The sequence below is a fragment of the uncultured Gilvimarinus sp. genome (genome assembly GCF_963975215.1).
Classification (GTDB): Bacteria; Pseudomonadota; Gammaproteobacteria; order Pseudomonadales; family Cellvibrionaceae; genus Gilvimarinus.
The window spans coordinates 95,995-112,319 of the sequence record NZ_CAXBFW010000002.1; the positions used below are offsets into that span (position 1 = coordinate 95,995).

Sequence of the window (16,325 nt, forward strand, 5' to 3'; positions counted from 1 at the left end):
AGCCGGGCTTAGCGATACCCCGCAAACAGTGATAAAGTGATGTCGATGTAAGGGCTGATTAAAGCCCCATTTAAATCCCGACGGAGTCTGCGGTGTTTCGACTAATCCCCATTATCGCACTATTGGCACTGCTGTTTTTTGGCGTTTCCTGGCTGCGCAAGCTACCGCCGGGCAAAAAACGCCAGGCCGTCACGCGATTATTGATCGGCGCGCTGATCGTCACTTTGATATTTTTAGCCATCACCGGCCGAATTCATTGGCTGGGCGCTCTGCTGGGGGCCTTAATACCACTAGGCAAGACGTTACTGGGCTTAGCGGCACAGTTTTTACCCTTTTTACAGCGCCACAAAGCGGCGCAAACCCCGCCGCCCGATAGCCCTAACAGCAATATCACCCTGGAGGAGGCGCTGCTGACTCTGGGCTTAAAAGACGGTTATCAAGCGGGCACACTAAGCCCGGATGATGTGGAGCTCGCGCACAAGCGGCTGATTCAAAAGCTGCACCCGGATCGCGGCGGCAACGATTACTTAGCGGCCCGGATCAACGCGGCCAAAACCTGTGTGCTTAAGGCGCTGAGCTAAACGGCCTTTGTAACAATAAATGTACGTAGCGCCCTAAATCGCGGTAAGGCTGCTGGCGAGAGAGCTTCTGCTCGAGTTCCAGCACCGTAGCCTCCTCCCGCCGGCGCTGTTCCGGGTCCAGGATATAATCGTAAAACACCCTTATACCGCTGTGGCACAAGACGTCCAGCTCGCGGCTCGCGGCGTATTGCAGCAATGCCTCTGGGGTGGTCGGGTTAATCGGCGTCAAGCTACCGCGATGGGGGCGGTAATCGTCGCTTTTGATTTTTTTGTAATTGGTACGCAGCAGGTTTTTATAAACCAGCCCGTGCTTGTTGTAAAAAATCAGCGATAAATGCCCACCAGGGCGCAGTAGCGTCAACAGGTGATCGAGCAAAACAAAAGGCTCCACCACCCACTCAATCACTGCGTGGCAAATCACCAAATCAAACGGTGCACTGGTATCCGACAAGTGCTCTGCCACCGCTTGCGCGGGGCACTGCAGCAACTGCACCCGCTCGCACGCCCCTAATATCGCGGCCTGCTGCTCTGCTATTTTGAGCATATTGGCCGAGATATCACATAGGGTTAACGTATGCCCGGCCGCCGCCAACGGCAGTGAGAACTGCCCCTGGCCGCCGCCGGCGTCGAGAATATTAAGGGTTTTGTCGGGCGTTAGCGGCACATAGGGGGCGACGGGTAAAAACTCAGCAAAATCTCGCGCCAGCACGGCCAGACGAATCTGACCTTTTAAGCCGCCGTAAATATTGCGGCTAAAACGGCCGGCCAAATCATCAAAGTTACGATCCTGCTGGCTGGAGTCAATGGGCATAATAGTGCGGTACCGAAAGGCGCCCCGATCGGGCATAATGGCAGGATTATACCTTATGCAAGCCGCCCGTAATCCATGTGGTACACCTACATTATCCTTAGCGACAGCAACAAATTGTATACCGGCATTACCACGGACATTAATCGCCGCTGGCAAGAGCACGCCAGTGGTGTACGCGGCGCGCGATTCTTTCGCACCTGTAAGCCGGTAAAGTTGTGCCGCTTAGAGTCTTTTGCCAACCGGGCCGATGCCAGCGCACGCGAAGCCGCCATTAAAAAGCTTGCCCGCCCGGCCAAAGAGGCCCTGATCGCCACCAGCTCTCCCGTGCCACTCTCTGTATTAGTGCCCGCCGAATGAGCCGCCGCCTGTGCCCAAGCTGCCAGCGGCCCGAGTCGCGTTGCTTTTGCGGCTACGTCTGCCCTATTGCTAACCAAATAGAGGTTTTACTGCTGCAGCACCCGGATGAACATCAACACCCTAAAAATACCGGCGAGCTGCTGGCGCGCAATTTACGCTCGTGCCGCCTGCATATAGCCGAGACGCTCGATTCGGCAACGGCACAAACTCTGTTAGCGCCCAATACCGCGTTGCTTTACCCAAGCTTGCCCGAGGCGGCCACTGCAGAGACCAAACAGGCGCTGCCTGAGCGCGTAGAACGGTTAGTCGTGCTTGATGCGACCTGGCGCAAGAGCCGTAAAATGCTGTTTCTCAATCCGGCGCTGGCCGCTTTGCCACGGGTCAGCCTTACTGAAACACCCGATAGCCTGTACCGCATCCGCAGCGCCGCCAAGCGCAATCAGCTTTCCACATTCGAAGCAAGTTGTTACGCTCTGCAACAATTAGAGGGCGACGCCACCCTGTGCCAACCGGCGTTAGCCGCCTTTACCGATTATATGAACCACCTTGCAAGCTTTGACCCCAACCGGAGCTAAGCGCAGGCGGGCCACCAACCATGAGTAATCTATGAGTTCACATCAGCACCCCGAATTTGAGCATGTACGCAGCAAATCATTAGAGTCGTTAAACCTGACGGTCGAAGAATACCGTCACCGCAAAACCGGCGCGCAGCATATCCACCTCGCCTCAAGCAATAACGAGAATGTATTTTTAGTGGCGTTGCGCACGGTGCCTACCGACTCTACCGGGGTCGCGCATATTTTAGAGCACACCGCATTATGCGGCAGTAAACGCTACCCGGTGCGTGACCCGTTTTTTATGATGACCCGGCGCTCGCTCAACACCTTTATGAATGCCTTTACCAGCTCGGACTGGACCGCCTACCCCTTTGCCAGCCAAAACCGCAAAGATTTTAACAACCTGCTGGACGTGTACCTGGATGCGGTCTTTTTTGCCAATTTAGACCCGCTGGACTTTGCCCAGGAAGGTCACCGCCTGGAGTTTGCCGAGGCGAGTAACCCCGAGTCGGAGTTGACGTATAAAGGTGTGGTTTTTAACGAAATGAAAGGCGCCATGAGCTCGGTGCCCTCGCAGCTGTGGCAAAAGCTCGCGAGCCACTTATTCCCCACCAGCACTTACCATTACAACAGCGGCGGTGAGCCAGAGCACATACCCGATCTGAGCTATGCCGACCTGCAGGCGTTTTACAAGCATCACTATCACCCCAGCAACGCTGTGTTTATGACCTACGGCGATATCCCCGCCGTTGAGCATCAAGCCAAGTTTCACGAGCAGGCACTGGCCCAGTTTGACGCGCTCGACAACACCATTGCCGTCAAACCCGAAAAACGCCTGCACGCGCCCATTCGGGTCGAAGACGCCTACCCGCTGGATCTCGATGAATCCGACAGCGCCCCTAAGGACAACAAAACCCATGTGGTGATGGGCTGGCTATTGGGCCAGGTGACCGACCTCGAGGCCGCACTAGAGGCCCACTTACTGGCCAGCGTGTTGTTTGATAACAGCGCCTCGCCGCTGACCATGGCACTGGAGCAAACCGATTTGGGCCAAGCCCCATCGCCTTTGTGTGGCCTGGATGACAGTCAATTTGAGATGAGCTTTGTCTGCGGCCTGGAAGGTTGCGCCAGCGACAGCACGCAAGCCGTCGAGCAAATGATTTTAGACACCCTGACGGCAGTGGCCAACGATGGCGTGCCCGCCGAGCAAATCGAATCGTCGCTGCATCAGCTAGAGCTGGCCCAGCGGGAGGTGGGCGGCGACGGCTTCCCCTACGGTTTACAGCTGATCATGACGGCGCTTACAGCCGCCACCCACCGCGGCGATACGGTCGCCCAACTGGATTTAGAGTCCGCCCTGGCGCGGGTTCGCAAAACCGTGGCCCAGCCAGATTTTATTCAGCGCCGGGTGCGCGAGTGGCTGCTGGACAACACCCACCGGGTCACCTTAACGCTGCGCCCAGATGCCCAGATGTCGGCCCGCGCTAAAGCCGCCGAGCAAGCGAAACTGGCGGCCATTAAGGCAACACTAAGCGACGCCGAGTGCGAGGCTATTGTCACTCAGGCCAATGCCCTGGAGGCGCGTCAAACCCTGCAAGAGGACGACAGCATCCTGCCGCAGGTAACGCTCGCCGACATTCCAGCCGAGATGCACTACACCCCGGGCAGCCACGAGAACATCGCCGGATACCCGCTGCGCAGTTACGGCGCTGGCACCAACGGTTTGCTGTATCAGCAAGTCGTGATCAAGCTGCCGCAACTTACCGAGCAAGAGCTGCAGTTACTGCCGATTTACGCCCTGGCGCTCACTGAGGTTGGGCTGGGCGATTTAGACTATCTGGCGGTACAAACCCTACAGGCGCAGCGGGTTGGCTCGCTTACCGCCAAAGCGGCGATTCGCAGCACTGGCAACAACCCCCACGAGCTCGACGGTTACCTTGTGTTATCGGCCAAGGCGCTGGCAAAAAATGCCGAGCTTACCACCGAGCTTATTCACCGCACCTTGCATCAGGCCCGCTTTGACGAGCTCGACCGGTTGGGCGAGCTGGTGGCTCAGTCGCGCGCGCGCCGCGAGCAAGGCGTGCCCGGCAGCGGCCACGTGTTGGCGATGACCGCCGCCTCGGCGGGCATGACACCGGGCGCCAAAATTAGCCACGACCTTGGAGGCCTTGGCGGGCTCACAGAACTAAAAGCTTTAGACGACTCACTGGCCGATGCGGCTGGCCGCGAGGCATTATCCAGCGCGCTACAGGCCATGCACGAAAAAATTAAACCCGCGCCGCGCCAGTTTTTGCTGGTGGGCGAAGACGAGCAGCTGCCCCGCTACCGTCAACTGCTGGAAAACTACTGGCCAATGGCCAGCCAAACCAGCTTTGCCCCACTGCAGGTGCCGCACAAGCCACAGCAAGTAAAAGAGGCGTGGCTAACCAACACGCAGGTCAACTTTTGCGCCAAAGCCTACCCCACCGTGGGCGCCGATCACGCGGATGCCCCGGCCCTCACAGTATTGGCCGGCGTGCTACGCAACGCCTATTTGCACCGGGCGATTCGCGAGCGCGGCGGCGCTTACGGCGGCGGCGCCAGCCAGGATAACAGCAACGGCGTATTTCGCTTTTACTCCTACCGCGACCCGCGCCTAAGCGAGACACTCGACGACTTTGACAGCGCCCTTAGCTGGCTGGAGGAGCAGCCTATCGACCCAAGCGAGATCGAGCAGTCTATTTTGGGGGTGGTCAGCAGCATCGATAAACCCGCCTCACCGGCCGGCGAAGCTAAGCAAACCTTTCAGGCCGAGTTGTTTGGCCGCACCCGCGAGCTGCGCGAGCAGTTTCGCCAGCGCATTTTGCAGGTAACCGGCGACGACATTAAGCGCGTTGCCCAAGCCTATTTGCAGCCGGAGAAAGCCAGCACCGCGGTTATCTCCAGTGCAGGCAACAAAGAGGCATTGGCCGATGCGGGCTTCAGTATTAAAACCCTGTAGTGGCCGCTGAGCACTGGTCGTGGTTTTTAGTGACTAGCTGTTCTACTATTGGCATTTGCGGCGCAGTTGTTCAGCTTGCTGAGAGCTGCGCCCTAGCCAACCGTCTGGTGGTGCGTGTCATACTTACCGGCCATAAACATTGGCGCTGGCGTGGAAATATCAGCAACCACTTAGGGTTTTAGGGTACTATCCCAAGAATAAAGGATGGCGGTATTATTCTGGGCTGATCGCGCAATAATAACCACGCACCGCCCGAACGAGGTCTAAGGCCCGAAATCAGGATGAAGCACTCACCCATACAGGATTTGGAATCAAGCTCCGTCACCAACCCGGGACGCAAGCGCAGCAATAATGAAGACTGCTATTTAAGTCTTCCTGCGTATTCATTGTGGATGGTGGCCGATGGCATGGGTGGCCATGAGGCGGGCGAAGTCGCCAGCGACATCGTCCGTCAAACTCTGGAACAAAAACCCAATCAGCCTCTGCCCGACGCCATTCAGGCGGCGCACCGTGCGGTATTAGATGCCGTAGCCCGCGGTGTGGGCGCCGAGGGGATGGGCTCTACAGTAGTGGCACTGCGCAGCAACCTGGAGCAGTATCAAATTGCCTGGGTCGGCGACAGCCGCTCGTATCTGTACAGCCGCAGCACGGGTGAATTAGAGCTATTAACGCGCGATCACTCCTACGTACAAATGCTGCTGGAATCCGGTGCCATTGCCGCCAACGAGGCGCACACTCACCCGGATCGCAACATCATTACCCAGTGTCTGGGCTCACAAGAGCTGGACGCCGTCACCGTCGATCATGTCGAGCGTCAGTGGCAAGAACAGCAGTGGGTTTTACTGTGCAGCGACGGCTTAACCGACGAGCTCAGTGACGAGGACATCGCACAAATACTTAAAAACTGTAAAACACCGCGCGAGGCCACACGCGAGCTAATGCAGGCCGCACTGGGCGCCGGCGGGCGAGATAACATTACGCTGCAAATAATCGCCGCGCCCAAACACTCGCCGTCGCTACTGGCAAAGCTGTCTCACTGGGTACCGGTGTTTAGTCACAGCCGCCGCCTCGATACTTTTATTTATCTGGCCGCCCTGGGCATCTTGGTCGCCCTGCTCTATTGGACTTTGTACTGAAACACCCATGTATATACCCGGCTATCGCATCATTCGCAAAATTAACCACGGTGGTATGTCCACTGTGTATCTCGCCATTCAGGAAAGCGTCGGCCGGGTCGTCGCCCTAAAGGTTATGTCGCCGGCGCTAAATGGCGACCCGAGTTTTAGCGAGCGGTTTCAGCGCGAAGCCAATATCGTGGGCCAACTGTCGCACCCCAACATTGTCTCGATTTACGATATTGGCCGACACGACAATTTAAATTACATCGCCATGGATTATCTGCCGGGCGGCTCGATACACGACAAAATGCTCAGTGGTATTGACGCCGACGCCGCGCTCGAGATTTTGCGCGAAATGGCCTCGGCGCTCGATCACGCCCACGAAAAAGGCTACATCCATCGCGACATCAAACCCGAAAACATTTTGTTTCGCGATGGCGGTTCGGCGGTACTCACCGATTTTGGCGTGGCGCTCGCGCGCAACAGCGGGCCACGCGCCACTCACGCTGGCACCGTGGTGGGCACGCCCCACTATATGAGCCCCGAGCAAACCCGCGGTAAAAATGCCGATGGCCGCTCAGACTTATACAGCTTGGGCATCGTGTTTTACGAGATGCTCACGGGCGCGGTACCGTACCAGGGTGACGAGGCGGTGGCCATTGCCCTCAAACACCTCGCCTCACCCCTGCCCAAGCTGCCGACGCAGTATCGCCGCTATCAGGATATTTTGAACAAGCTGCTCGACAAAGAGCCCGATAAACGCTACCAAACCGGCCGTGAGCTGGTGGTTGATATCGAGCTACTGCAGTTAAAAATGCGCGAGCTAGGTGACGGCGATGGCGACGGTCAGAATCTTAGCCATCAGTTTCAGGCCCTGACCCACACCATCGGTTGGCGCTTGGCCAACAGTGTTAAATCTATCAGTCATCAGCTGTGGAGCAACGTGCGCGGCCTGCGCTTTTCTCGCGAGCAGGGCTTTCATCACGCCGAGCCCGAACAGGCTGCCTTAAGCGATTACCCTACCCGGCAAAATACACTGGTCGCGACGCAATTTCACAAGGCGGCACAATCACCAACGGGCATCGCGGGGTTACTCAGGCAGCCTCGCTGGCTTGCCACGGGTGCTGTGTTATTACTGGGGCTGCTCATTATCATCTGGCTGATGGCCCCGTCTGACGACCCATCAGAGGAGGCCACGATTGCGCAAAACACCGAGACACAAGGCTCCGCCAGCATCGCCTGGCAAACCAATCAGCCCGACAGCCTAACCCAAAACCCGGCACCCGAAGACGACGCGGCCGGCACGGACAACACGGTCGAGTCACCGGACGAGAGTGCCGCGTTAAACACTGCGGCGGCCTCGAGCCAAAGCGCCGCCACCGAAACTGTGTCTTTGACGACGGACAGCGCACTGCGCAGCAGCGATGCCGCCGCATCCAGCACAAGCCTAGCGTCCAGTGCCATCACCGAGCCCGCAGAGGTAAACGAGCTAACCAATAGCAACGCCGTGGCCGAGACCGCTATTGACGAGCCAGAAATTGATGAGCCAGAAGCTGACGACTCAAACTCTGGCTCGGCGGCCAAATACAGCTTTACCGTTACCCCGGAGCCCAGCGATGCGCGCATCCGCATTATGAACATACGCGCAAAATACACCCCCGGTATCGAGCTAAAACCCGGTCGCTATCAGGTTGAGGTAACGGCACCGGGTTACCGTAAATACTTGCAGTGGGTCACCGTAGAGCAGCAGCCGTTAACCAAAACCGTTAGCCTGCGCGAGCAACGCGAGGTGGGCAGCGTGTTTTCCAGCGCGCTTTCGGGCAATGCCCGGGGCCCGTCAATGATCGTGGTACCCGCCGGCCAGTTTCGGATGGGGGGGCCGGACAACAACAGCCAGCCCGTACATAAGGTAAACATCAATAATCGTTTCGCCGTCAGCCAGCACGAGATTACTTTTGACCAGTACGAGCTATTTGCCAAACGCAAAGGCATGCCGCTACCGGGAGACAACCGCTGGGGGCGCGGCGACCGCCCGGTGATAAACGTCAGCTGGGAAGAAGCCGATATGTACGCAAAATGGCTAAGCGAGCAAACCGGCATGCGCTACCGCCTGCCCACCGAAGCCGAGTGGGAATACCTGGCCAAAAGCGGTAAAGCGCAAGAGTATGCGTGGGGCAATAACGCCAAAGATGCAGCGGGTTACGCCAACTGCCGGCGTCATTGCGACAGCGAGTTTACCGGAATTTTTAGCGGCAAAACCGCGCCAGTGGGTAGCTATAAAGCCAACAATTTTGGCCTGTTTGATATGGCAGGTAACGTGGCCGAATGGGTGGCCGATTGCTACCGCGACGGTTATCAAAATGCCTCCGCCAGCCCCGAGGCGTATCAGCAAAATAACTGCCCCGCTCGGGTGGTGCGCGGTGGATCGTTAAAATCCGATGCCCGCGAGACCAATACCTACAGCCGCCAGTTTCAACCGCAGCACACTTACCACGAGGACATTGGCTTTCGCTTGGTGGTAGAGCTAAACAATTAGCGGGCTTATAAGCCCGCCTCTTTTAGTTGGTTTATCTGATCACGCAACTGCGCCGCGCGCTCAAACTCTAAGTCTTTTGCCGCGGCCAACATTTGCGCCTCAAGCTTCTCTACCTGCTTCCAAATATCGCCATCGGCCGGCAACTCAATAGCCTCATTTGATTTGCCCCGACCCGCGCCCCTGCGTTTACCCTTGGCGCCGGGCACTTGAGTGCCCTCCATAATATCGGCGATGTTTTTCTTAATGCCCTGAGGCGTAATACCGTGCTCCAGATTATGCGCAATTTGTTTTTCGCGGCGGCGTTCGGTTTCATCCATAGCGCGCTGCATCGAGCCGGTAATACGGTCGGCGTACAAAATTGCCTTACCGTTTAAGTTACGCGCCGCCCGCCCAATGGTTTGAATTAGCGCCCGATCCGAGCGCAAAAACCCCTCTTTATCGGCATCTAAAATCGCCACCAATGAAACCTCTGGCATATCCAAACCTTCACGCAGCAAGTTAATACCGACTAAAACATCAAACTCACCCAAGCGTAAATCGCGAATAATTTCGACGCGCTCTACGGTGTCGATATCCGAGTGCAAATAACGCACCCGCACACCGTGCTCGGATAAATATTCGGTTAAGTCTTCGGCCATGCGTTTGGTTAATACAGTAATCAGGATTCGCTCTTCAAGCTCGACCCGCGCGCGCAACTCAGACAACACATCGTCAACCTGGGTCGTTGCCGGGCGCACTTCAATTTGCGGGTCAACCAGCCCCGTGGGGCGCACCACTTGCTCGACAATTTGGCCGGCGTGCTCGGCCTCGTAGGCGGCCGGCGTTGCCGAGACAAAAATCATTTGCGGCGCGCGCGACTCCCACTCATCAAAACGCATGGGACGGTTATCCAACGCTGAGGGCAAACGAAACCCATACTCTACCAGCGTTTCTTTGCGTGACCGATCGCCTTTATACATAGCGCCAATTTGCGGAATAGTCACGTGCGATTCATCAATGACCAGTAGGGCTTCGCGGGGTAAATAATCAAATAAGGTGGGCGGCGCCTCGCCCGGGTCCCGGCCCGACAAATAACGGGAATAGTTTTCGATGCCGTTGCAATAACCCAGCTCTTGCATCATCTCTAGGTCATAGCGGGTGCGCTGCTCCAGGCGCTGCGCCTCGACCAGCTTATCGTTCTCACGCAGCTGCTTTAGCCGCTCGGCTAACTCTTCTTTAATATCGTCAACTGCGGCTAATATTTTTTCGCGCGGCGTAACATAGTGCGATTTTGGGTAAATCGTCATGCGCGGCACTTTGTGCAGTACCTCGCCGGTTAGCGGGTCAAAAATTGAGATGCGCTCGATCTCATCGTCAAACAACTCAACCCGCACCGCCTCCATATCCGAGTCGGCCGGAAAAATATCAATCACGTCGCCGCGCACCCGGTAAGTGGCGCGCTGAAAGTCCATATCGTTGCGGGTGTATTGCAGCTCGGCCAAACGGCGCAATATTTTTCGCTGATCGATGCGATCGCCGCGCACCAGATGCAGCACCATTTTTAAATAAGATTCCGGGTCACCCAAACCGTAAATCGCCGATACCGTGGCCACCACAATGGCATCTTTGCGCTCCATCAAGGCCTTGGTCGCCGACAAGCGCATTTGCTCGATATGGTCATTCACCGAGGCGTCTTTTTCGATAAAGGTATCGGACGACGGAACGTAAGCCTCGGGCTGGTAATAATCGTAATAAGAGACAAAATACTCCACGGCGTTATCGGGGAAGAACTCTTTAAATTCACCGTATAACTGCGCCGCCAGTGTTTTATTGTGGGCCATTACCAGGGTGGGCCGCTGCACCTGGCCAATCACATGGGCAATCGAGAAGGTTTTACCCGAGCCCGTAACCCCCAGCAGTGTCTGGTGGGCCAGGCCCGATTCAATACCATCAACCAAGCCGGCAATGGCGGCAGGCTGATCGCCCGCGGGCTGGTAACTACTGTGAACTTTAAACTTTGTGCTCATATACAACAGACTCTATTTAACGCGCGCCCACAAAACCCACCGGCGGCTATGCTACAGTAACTCAATCACTCATTTTACTGCAGATACGAGGCCCATATGGATTCTTTTGGCGCAAGTGACAACGGCAACAACGCGGTTCGTATTGAAAGTGACAGCCTGGGCGACGTCAAGGTGCCCCAAGATGCCCTGTACGGCGCGCAAACGCAACGGGCAGTGGACAACTTTACGCTGGGTGGTGGCCCGCTGCCGGCGTCGCTGATTGACGCCATTGTGCAAGTAAAGCACGCCGCCGCCAGGGCCAATATTGAATGCGAGGCGCTAGATTTTGCCCGTGCCGGCGCGATTCAAACGGCTTGTAAAACCTTGTTAGAAGGCAAGCATCGGGCGCAGTTCCCGGTGGACATCTATCAAACCGGCTCGGGCACCAGCAGCAATATGAACGTCAACGAAGTGATCAGCCACCTGTGCGCCCAGGCCAACATTGAAGCTCACCCCAACGATCACGTTAACTGCAGCCAAAGCAGTAACGATGTCTTCCCCAGCAGTATTCGCATCGCCTGCGCCACGCAAATTACCCAACAGCTGCTACCGGCGCTTGAGCACCTGCAAAACATCATCACCCAGCGCGCCCAGGAGCTGGATCACGTGGTTAAAACCGGCCGCACCCATTTAATGGATGCTATGCCGGTGACGTTTGGTCAGGTGTTATCGGGCTGGAGCACCCAAGTAAAAGCCGATAGCCGGAGGCTGGAGTTCGCCCTTAACGAGATCAGCGCCCTACCTCAGGGCGGTACCGCCGTAGGCACGGGCATTAACACCCCCGAGGGGTTTAGCCAAAGCTTTACCCGCTGCCTGAGCGAGGATACCGGCATTGCCTTTACGCCTTGCGAGTCCCCTTTTAGCAAAATTGGCGCGCAAGACGATTTAGCAGCACTGTCTGGCGCCCTTAAAACCCTCGCCGTCACCGTGTTAAAAATCAGTAATGATTTACGCTGGATGAACTCCGGCCCACTGGCCGGCATCGGCGAAATCAGCCTGCCCGCGCTGCAACCTGGCTCGTCGATTATGCCCGGTAAAGTGAACCCGGTGATTCCCGAGGCCACCGCCATGGCCGCCACCCAGGTGATGGGGCTAGACGCCGCTACAACCAGCGCCTGCGGCGCCGGTAACTTTGAGCTTAACGTGATGCTACCGCTGATTGGCAACAACCTGTTGCAGTCCATCCAGCTAATGGCCAACAGCGCCACCAGCCTGGCGGATCAGGCCATCGCGGGCTTTAGCGTCAACTACGACAAAATTCAGCGCCCGCTGGCCAAAAACCCCATTCTTGTCACCGCCCTCAACGCCACCATCGGCTACAGCAAAGCCGCCGAAATCGCCAAAAAAGCCTACCGCGAGCAACGGGATATTCTTGATGTGGCCGAAGAAGAAACCGAACTGTCCCGCGAAAACTTAAGCGAACTGCTCGACCCCCAGCGATTAACGCATCCCTAGCACCGGACGACCATTAATAAGCTCTGAGGCTGGGTTTGTGGCTCTCGCGAAGGTGGGAGCGCCGATATCTGCGTACTCAAAGCCGCTGGATCCCCGCCTTCGCGGGGATGACCGGGTTATGGCTTAGGTAGGTGGGCACACCTCTTAACGCTTACGATGCCAGTATATTGGCTTAACGTGCTGACACAGGGCTAAAGTGCGCTTTAATGATTTGCGCCAGTGCCCGGGTAGCCGGGCCGGCGATATCGCGATCGGCCAACACCAAATACAAGGTCACCACCCGTTCGCCGCCCTGCTCCATGGGCAGGCGCTTAATCGCGCCCGAGGCAAGGTCTTGCTCCAGGTAACCCTCCGGCAGCCAGGCGTAGCCCAGGCCGCTGCGCACAGCGGCAAGCGAGGTGCTGATATGGGTAAAGGTCCAGCGCTGTTCTGCCTCTTGCCAGCCGGCGCTGTAGCGTCGGTGGATACCCGAGTCACGGACAATGAGTTGGCGGTGATGGCGCAGATCCTCCTGCGTTACCTCGCGCCCAAGTTGATGCAACGGGTGCGACGGTGCTGCCACGCCAATCAAGGATACAGTGCGCAGGTAATCCCCAATAAAACCGGCGGGCACACGGCCGATGATGGCTAAATCAACTTGCCGCTGGACCAGCGCGTCCTCTGTACCACTTAACACGGACTCTAAAACATCGGCCCGGGTGGTCGGGTACTGCTGGGTAAACTCCTGCAAGCAATGCAGTATCTCGCCCGCCGGGGCCAGCAAGTCGGCCGCCAGTCGTACCTCGGGTTCGATCTTTTGCCCCATACGCGCCGCGGCATCCTCCAGGGACTCTGCCTCATCCAGCAAGTGCCGCGCCCGCCGGTACAGGCTTTCGCCCGCTGCAGTGGCAATGGCGCGACGACCTTCAATTTTAAACACCGCCACTTGCAACGCCTGCTCTAACTGACTGATCGCGTATGACACCGTCGACTGGCTTTTACCCAGCTTCTCGGCGGCATGGGCGTAGCCGCCGCACTCGATCACCGCGATCAGGGCCCGCCACTGATCCAGTGTTACTTTAATGTCTTTTGGCATAACCCTTCCTGATACTTAAACATCGTGCAACCTTGACGATTCGATATTTTCGATTAAATAAGGCTAAATTTACCTATTTATTATCGGGTCAGCAAATACTTTAATAGCACCATAGCAATCAATCAGGAAACCTAATCATGAAAACCCTATTACAGATCAAGAGCAGCCTTAACGGCGATGACGGTCAATCTAGCTATTTAAGCAACCAATTTGTGCAGCGCTGGCAGCAGCAAAACCCCGGTGGCCGGGTGGTAGTGCGCGATGTTGCCGCAAGCCCGGTGCCCCACTTAGACGGCGAGCGCTTTAATGCGTTTTTAACGCCCGCCGAGAAACGCACACCCACCGAGCAAAGTATTGTCGACTACTCGGACGAGTTGATCGCCGAGCTAAAATCGGCCGATGTGGTCACCATTGGGCTGCCAATGTACAACTTTGGCATACCCTCTACCCTTAAAGCCTATTTTGACCATATTGCCCGCTCTGGTGTTACCTTCCAGTACACCAGCAACGGCTCTGAAGGCTTGTTGCCGGCCATTCCGGTTTACGTGTTGGCTGCACGCGGCGGTTTGTACGCCGGTACTCAGGCCGACTCGCAAACTGGCTACATGCAGGCGTTTCTCGGGTTTTTGGGCCTAACCGATACCCACTTTATCTACGCCGAAGGCATCGCCATGGGCCCGGAGGGCAAAGACAAAGCGCTTGCCGGCGCCGAGCAAGAAATTGACCGCACCCTGGCCGCTTGATAGGCCTTAGCACTTTTAACGCAATGCATTTGGAGGGGTACTAAAATGAGCCGTGAAATACAGCAGTTGATCCCCGCATTAGCCGCCAGCGAGGGCGCGGGGGTAAAAATTAAACGCAGCCTGGGCCAAGGCCCCAGAGTGCGTCACGACCCGGTGTTGATGCTGGATGAGTTTAACTCCGAAAACGCCGCCGATTATTTGGCCGGGTTCCCGTCGCATCCGCACCGCGGCTTTGAAACGGTCACCTATATGCTCGACGGCCATATGCTGCACGAAGATCACATGGGCAACCGGGGCGATTTAAAAGCCGGTGACGTGCAGTGGATGACCGCCGCCCGGGGTATTATTCACTCAGAAATGCCGCAACAGCTCGAGGGCAAAATGCGTGGGTTTCAGCTTTGGCTAAACCTACCCGCCAGCGAGAAAATGAAGCCGGCGGCCTATCGCGATATTGCCGCCGACACGATACCCGTTGTGGCACTTAACTCCGGCGCCTCGGTAAAAGTCATTGCGGGGTCGTTAAACCACAGCGGCAAAATAACCACGGGGGCAATCTCGGGCCTAAGTACCGAGCCTGTGTACTGGGACATCACGCTACCGGCCGGTATTACCGAGCAATTTAGCGTACCCCAGGGGCACCACTTGTTTTTGTACCCGTACGAGGGGCAAGCGCTGGTAGGTGAAGATAAACGCTTGGTTAATACCAGCACGGCAGGCTTACTCGGTGATGGTGACAGTATTGCTATTACCGCCGCGGGCACCGAGCCGCTGCGACTACTGCTGATTGGTGGCAAACCCATTGGCGAGCCGATTGCCCAGTACGGCCCCTTTGTGATGAACACGCACGAGGAAATAGAACAGGCCATTAACGATTACCGCGCTGGTACGTTAACCGCGTAGCAACGTTAATCTCAGGCACAAAAAAAGCGCACAAAGTGCGCTTTTTTTGTCTGGTGCTTATTGCCCCATAGAGGGCAGCTGTGACGTATCGATGTTTTCGCCAATAAAGCGAGAAATCTTACCCCAGTTTTTACTGATTACTTCCACATCTTTTGGGTCCGCCTCAACGTCACCACCCATCATTTCTTTTACCATTTGTGCCTGCTCGGCCGGTAGATTTTTAAGCATCATATTTTGCATATGCACCTGAATGCCCTGCGCCATACGCTCGCTAACGCGCACATAGCTGCCGGCATTATCCCAATCATTGGCATCCAGCACCTCGTATACCTCGTCGTATACGCCCTCGTCTTTTAGTAACTGGTCCAGCAGTTTATCTTGCTCGTCCTGATCCATCGCCTTAAATTCATCCTGAGAATATTTTTGCGCAATTTCAGATTCCTCCGATATCCGCTCAAACACATCCCGCATCGGGATCACAGCTTTTGTTGTAGCCAGCCATTGGTCCACTACGTCAGAATCCAGCGTTTCTTTGGCGTGCGCCTGCACCGTTAGCAATACCAGGCATATACTCAGCACGGCCTGCTTTAGCAGTTGCAATTTATTCTGTACCTTCATAACTTACCTCTCCATAACCGGCTTTGGCCGGAGCAACAATAAAAATCGGTTAACCGTTATTCAGACCACTACTGTACGGCAACTGCGGCGCATAATGCGTGCGCCGGCTAGCACTTTGAGTAGGCAGCAGGCCACACTACGCCAAGCGCAGGCTAATGGCCGCTGTAAGCGCCCAGATAAACGCAAAAATATACACCGCCAGCGGCATCAGCATACCCAGCTCTAAACCGGCCACACCGTAGTGGGTGGTATAGGGGTAAATCACAAATAACTGAACTAAAGTCACAATTAACGCCAATACCGCCGATTTAAGTATCCAGCGCCCACCAAACAACGGCAACAAAAACAAAAAGCCCCACAAACCGCCCCATACGATACGCGGGTACAGCCAATGGGCCGACAGTGCCGGCGCCAGCCTAACGCCCATCGCCTGGGTTAATCCATAACGCCCGGCCAGCCACATGGCCAAAGCACTCACCAATGCCCCGAGCGATCCGGCGGCAAAAACCAACAACCATTTTTTCATTGTGTAGTAACACTCATATGACA

The 16,325-nt window shown here is 56.3% G+C and carries 14 protein-coding genes; 9 read left to right on the forward strand and 5 right to left on the reverse strand.

Annotated features, from left to right (window positions below; all coding sequences use genetic code 11):
* Positions 1 to 92 precede the first annotated feature (92 nt).
* Positions 93 to 581 carry a molecular chaperone DnaJ gene (locus AAC019_RS02330; protein WP_339896947.1) on the forward strand — a complete coding sequence of 163 codons (489 nt, stop codon included), beginning with the start codon at positions 93 to 95 and terminating at the stop codon, positions 579 to 581.
* Here AAC019_RS02330 and AAC019_RS02335 read toward each other — a convergent pair.
* On the reverse strand, positions 565 to 1,428 hold the full coding sequence (locus AAC019_RS02335) for a methyltransferase (RefSeq protein ID WP_339896948.1): 864 nt from the start codon (positions 1,426 to 1,428) through the stop codon (positions 565 to 567). The genes AAC019_RS02330 and AAC019_RS02335 overlap by 17 nt on opposite strands.
* Positions 1,429 to 1,467: 39 nt before the next feature.
* On the opposite strand from AAC019_RS02335, the gene AAC019_RS02340 reads away from it, so the two are divergent.
* The 5 genes from AAC019_RS02340 (at position 1,468) to AAC019_RS02360 (ending at position 8,940) form a co-directional block, all read left to right on the forward strand.
* A complete protein-coding gene (locus tag AAC019_RS02340) occupies positions 1,468 to 1,749 on the forward strand; it encodes a GIY-YIG nuclease family protein (protein ID WP_339896949.1) in 282 nt (93 codons plus the stop codon).
* Positions 1,746 to 2,324 carry a tRNA-uridine aminocarboxypropyltransferase gene (locus AAC019_RS02345; RefSeq protein WP_339896950.1) on the forward strand — a complete coding sequence of 193 codons (579 nt, stop codon included), beginning with the start codon at positions 1,746 to 1,748 and terminating at the stop codon, positions 2,322 to 2,324. The genes AAC019_RS02340 and AAC019_RS02345 overlap by 4 nt, the downstream gene beginning before the upstream one ends.
* A gap of 31 nt (positions 2,325 to 2,355) precedes the next feature.
* Positions 2,356 to 5,286 carry an insulinase family protein gene (locus AAC019_RS02350; protein ID WP_339896951.1) on the forward strand — a complete coding sequence of 977 codons (2,931 nt, stop codon included), beginning with the start codon at positions 2,356 to 2,358 and terminating at the stop codon, positions 5,284 to 5,286.
* Positions 5,287 to 5,567: 281 nt separating this feature from the next.
* Entirely contained in the window at positions 5,568 to 6,422 is an 855-nt protein-coding gene (locus AAC019_RS02355; RefSeq protein WP_339896952.1) for a protein phosphatase 2C domain-containing protein, read from the forward strand.
* Between the two features lie 7 nt (positions 6,423 to 6,429).
* On the forward strand, positions 6,430 to 8,940 hold the full coding sequence (locus AAC019_RS02360; protein ID WP_339896953.1) for an SUMF1/EgtB/PvdO family nonheme iron enzyme: 2,511 nt from the start codon (positions 6,430 to 6,432) through the stop codon (positions 8,938 to 8,940).
* Between the two features lie 5 nt (positions 8,941 to 8,945).
* Here the strand turns inward: AAC019_RS02360 and uvrB are convergent, their stop codons facing one another.
* Complete coding sequence (gene uvrB, locus AAC019_RS02365) at positions 8,946 to 10,946, reverse strand: excinuclease ABC subunit UvrB (protein WP_339896954.1); 2,001 nt, start codon at positions 10,944 to 10,946, stop codon at positions 8,946 to 8,948.
* Positions 10,947 to 11,042: 96 nt separating this feature from the next.
* Between uvrB and AAC019_RS02370 the strand changes: the two genes are divergently transcribed.
* Positions 11,043 to 12,440: a class II fumarate hydratase gene (locus tag AAC019_RS02370; protein ID WP_339896955.1), complete on the forward strand. Its 1,398-nt coding sequence runs from the start codon at positions 11,043 to 11,045 to the stop codon at positions 12,438 to 12,440.
* A gap of 172 nt (positions 12,441 to 12,612) precedes the next feature.
* On the opposite strand, the gene AAC019_RS02375 is transcribed toward AAC019_RS02370, so the two are convergent.
* Positions 12,613 to 13,515 carry a LysR family transcriptional regulator gene (locus AAC019_RS02375; protein ID WP_339896956.1) on the reverse strand — a complete coding sequence of 301 codons (903 nt, stop codon included), beginning with the start codon at positions 13,513 to 13,515 and terminating at the stop codon, positions 12,613 to 12,615.
* A 137-nt stretch (positions 13,516 to 13,652) separates the two neighbouring features.
* On the opposite strand from AAC019_RS02375, the gene AAC019_RS02380 reads away from it, so the two are divergent.
* Positions 13,653 to 14,258, forward strand: coding sequence for an FMN-dependent NADH-azoreductase (locus AAC019_RS02380; protein WP_339896957.1), 606 nt, complete (start codon positions 13,653 to 13,655; stop codon positions 14,256 to 14,258).
* A gap of 45 nt (positions 14,259 to 14,303) precedes the next feature.
* Positions 14,304 to 15,158 (forward strand): pirin family protein, encoded by an 855-nt coding sequence (locus tag AAC019_RS02385; RefSeq protein WP_339896958.1) that lies wholly within the window; start codon positions 14,304 to 14,306, stop codon positions 15,156 to 15,158.
* 57 nt (positions 15,159 to 15,215) lie between these two features.
* On the opposite strand, the gene AAC019_RS02390 is transcribed toward AAC019_RS02385, so the two are convergent.
* Together AAC019_RS02390 and AAC019_RS02395 are read right to left on the reverse strand one after the other, a co-directional pair.
* Positions 15,216 to 15,776, reverse strand: coding sequence for a hypothetical protein (locus tag AAC019_RS02390; protein ID WP_339896959.1), 561 nt, complete (start codon positions 15,774 to 15,776; stop codon positions 15,216 to 15,218).
* A gap of 136 nt (positions 15,777 to 15,912) precedes the next feature.
* Entirely contained in the window at positions 15,913 to 16,302 is a 390-nt protein-coding gene (locus AAC019_RS02395) for a hypothetical protein (RefSeq protein WP_339896960.1), read from the reverse strand.
* Between the last annotated feature and the right edge of the window lie 23 nt (positions 16,303 to 16,325).

What these genes read in the sequence shown, in the direction of transcription:
- AAC019_RS02335 (WP_339896948.1), bottom strand. Translation starts at nt 1,428, where the DNA reads ATGCCCGATCGGGGCGCCTTTCGGTACCGCACTATTATGCCCATTGAC.
- AAC019_RS02340 (WP_339896949.1), top strand. Translation starts at nt 1,468, where the DNA reads ATGTGGTACACCTACATTATCCTTAGCGACAGCAACAAATTGTATACC.
- AAC019_RS02345 (WP_339896950.1), top strand. Translation starts at nt 1,746, where the DNA reads ATGAGCCGCCGCCTGTGCCCAAGCTGCCAGCGGCCCGAGTCGCGTTGC.
- AAC019_RS02350 (WP_339896951.1), top strand. Translation starts at nt 2,356, where the DNA reads ATGAGTTCACATCAGCACCCCGAATTTGAGCATGTACGCAGCAAATCA.
- AAC019_RS02355 (WP_339896952.1), top strand. Translation starts at nt 5,568, where the DNA reads ATGAAGCACTCACCCATACAGGATTTGGAATCAAGCTCCGTCACCAAC.
- AAC019_RS02360 (WP_339896953.1), top strand. Translation starts at nt 6,430, where the DNA reads ATGTATATACCCGGCTATCGCATCATTCGCAAAATTAACCACGGTGGT.
- uvrB (WP_339896954.1), bottom strand. Translation starts at nt 10,946, where the DNA reads ATGAGCACAAAGTTTAAAGTTCACAGTAGTTACCAGCCCGCGGGCGAT.
- AAC019_RS02370 (WP_339896955.1), top strand. Translation starts at nt 11,043, where the DNA reads ATGGATTCTTTTGGCGCAAGTGACAACGGCAACAACGCGGTTCGTATT.
- AAC019_RS02375 (WP_339896956.1), bottom strand. Translation starts at nt 13,515, where the DNA reads ATGCCAAAAGACATTAAAGTAACACTGGATCAGTGGCGGGCCCTGATC.
- AAC019_RS02380 (WP_339896957.1), top strand. Translation starts at nt 13,653, where the DNA reads ATGAAAACCCTATTACAGATCAAGAGCAGCCTTAACGGCGATGACGGT.
- AAC019_RS02385 (WP_339896958.1), top strand. Translation starts at nt 14,304, where the DNA reads ATGAGCCGTGAAATACAGCAGTTGATCCCCGCATTAGCCGCCAGCGAG.
- AAC019_RS02390 (WP_339896959.1), bottom strand. Translation starts at nt 15,776, where the DNA reads ATGAAGGTACAGAATAAATTGCAACTGCTAAAGCAGGCCGTGCTGAGT.
- AAC019_RS02395 (WP_339896960.1), bottom strand. Translation starts at nt 16,302, where the DNA reads ATGAAAAAATGGTTGTTGGTTTTTGCCGCCGGATCGCTCGGGGCATTG.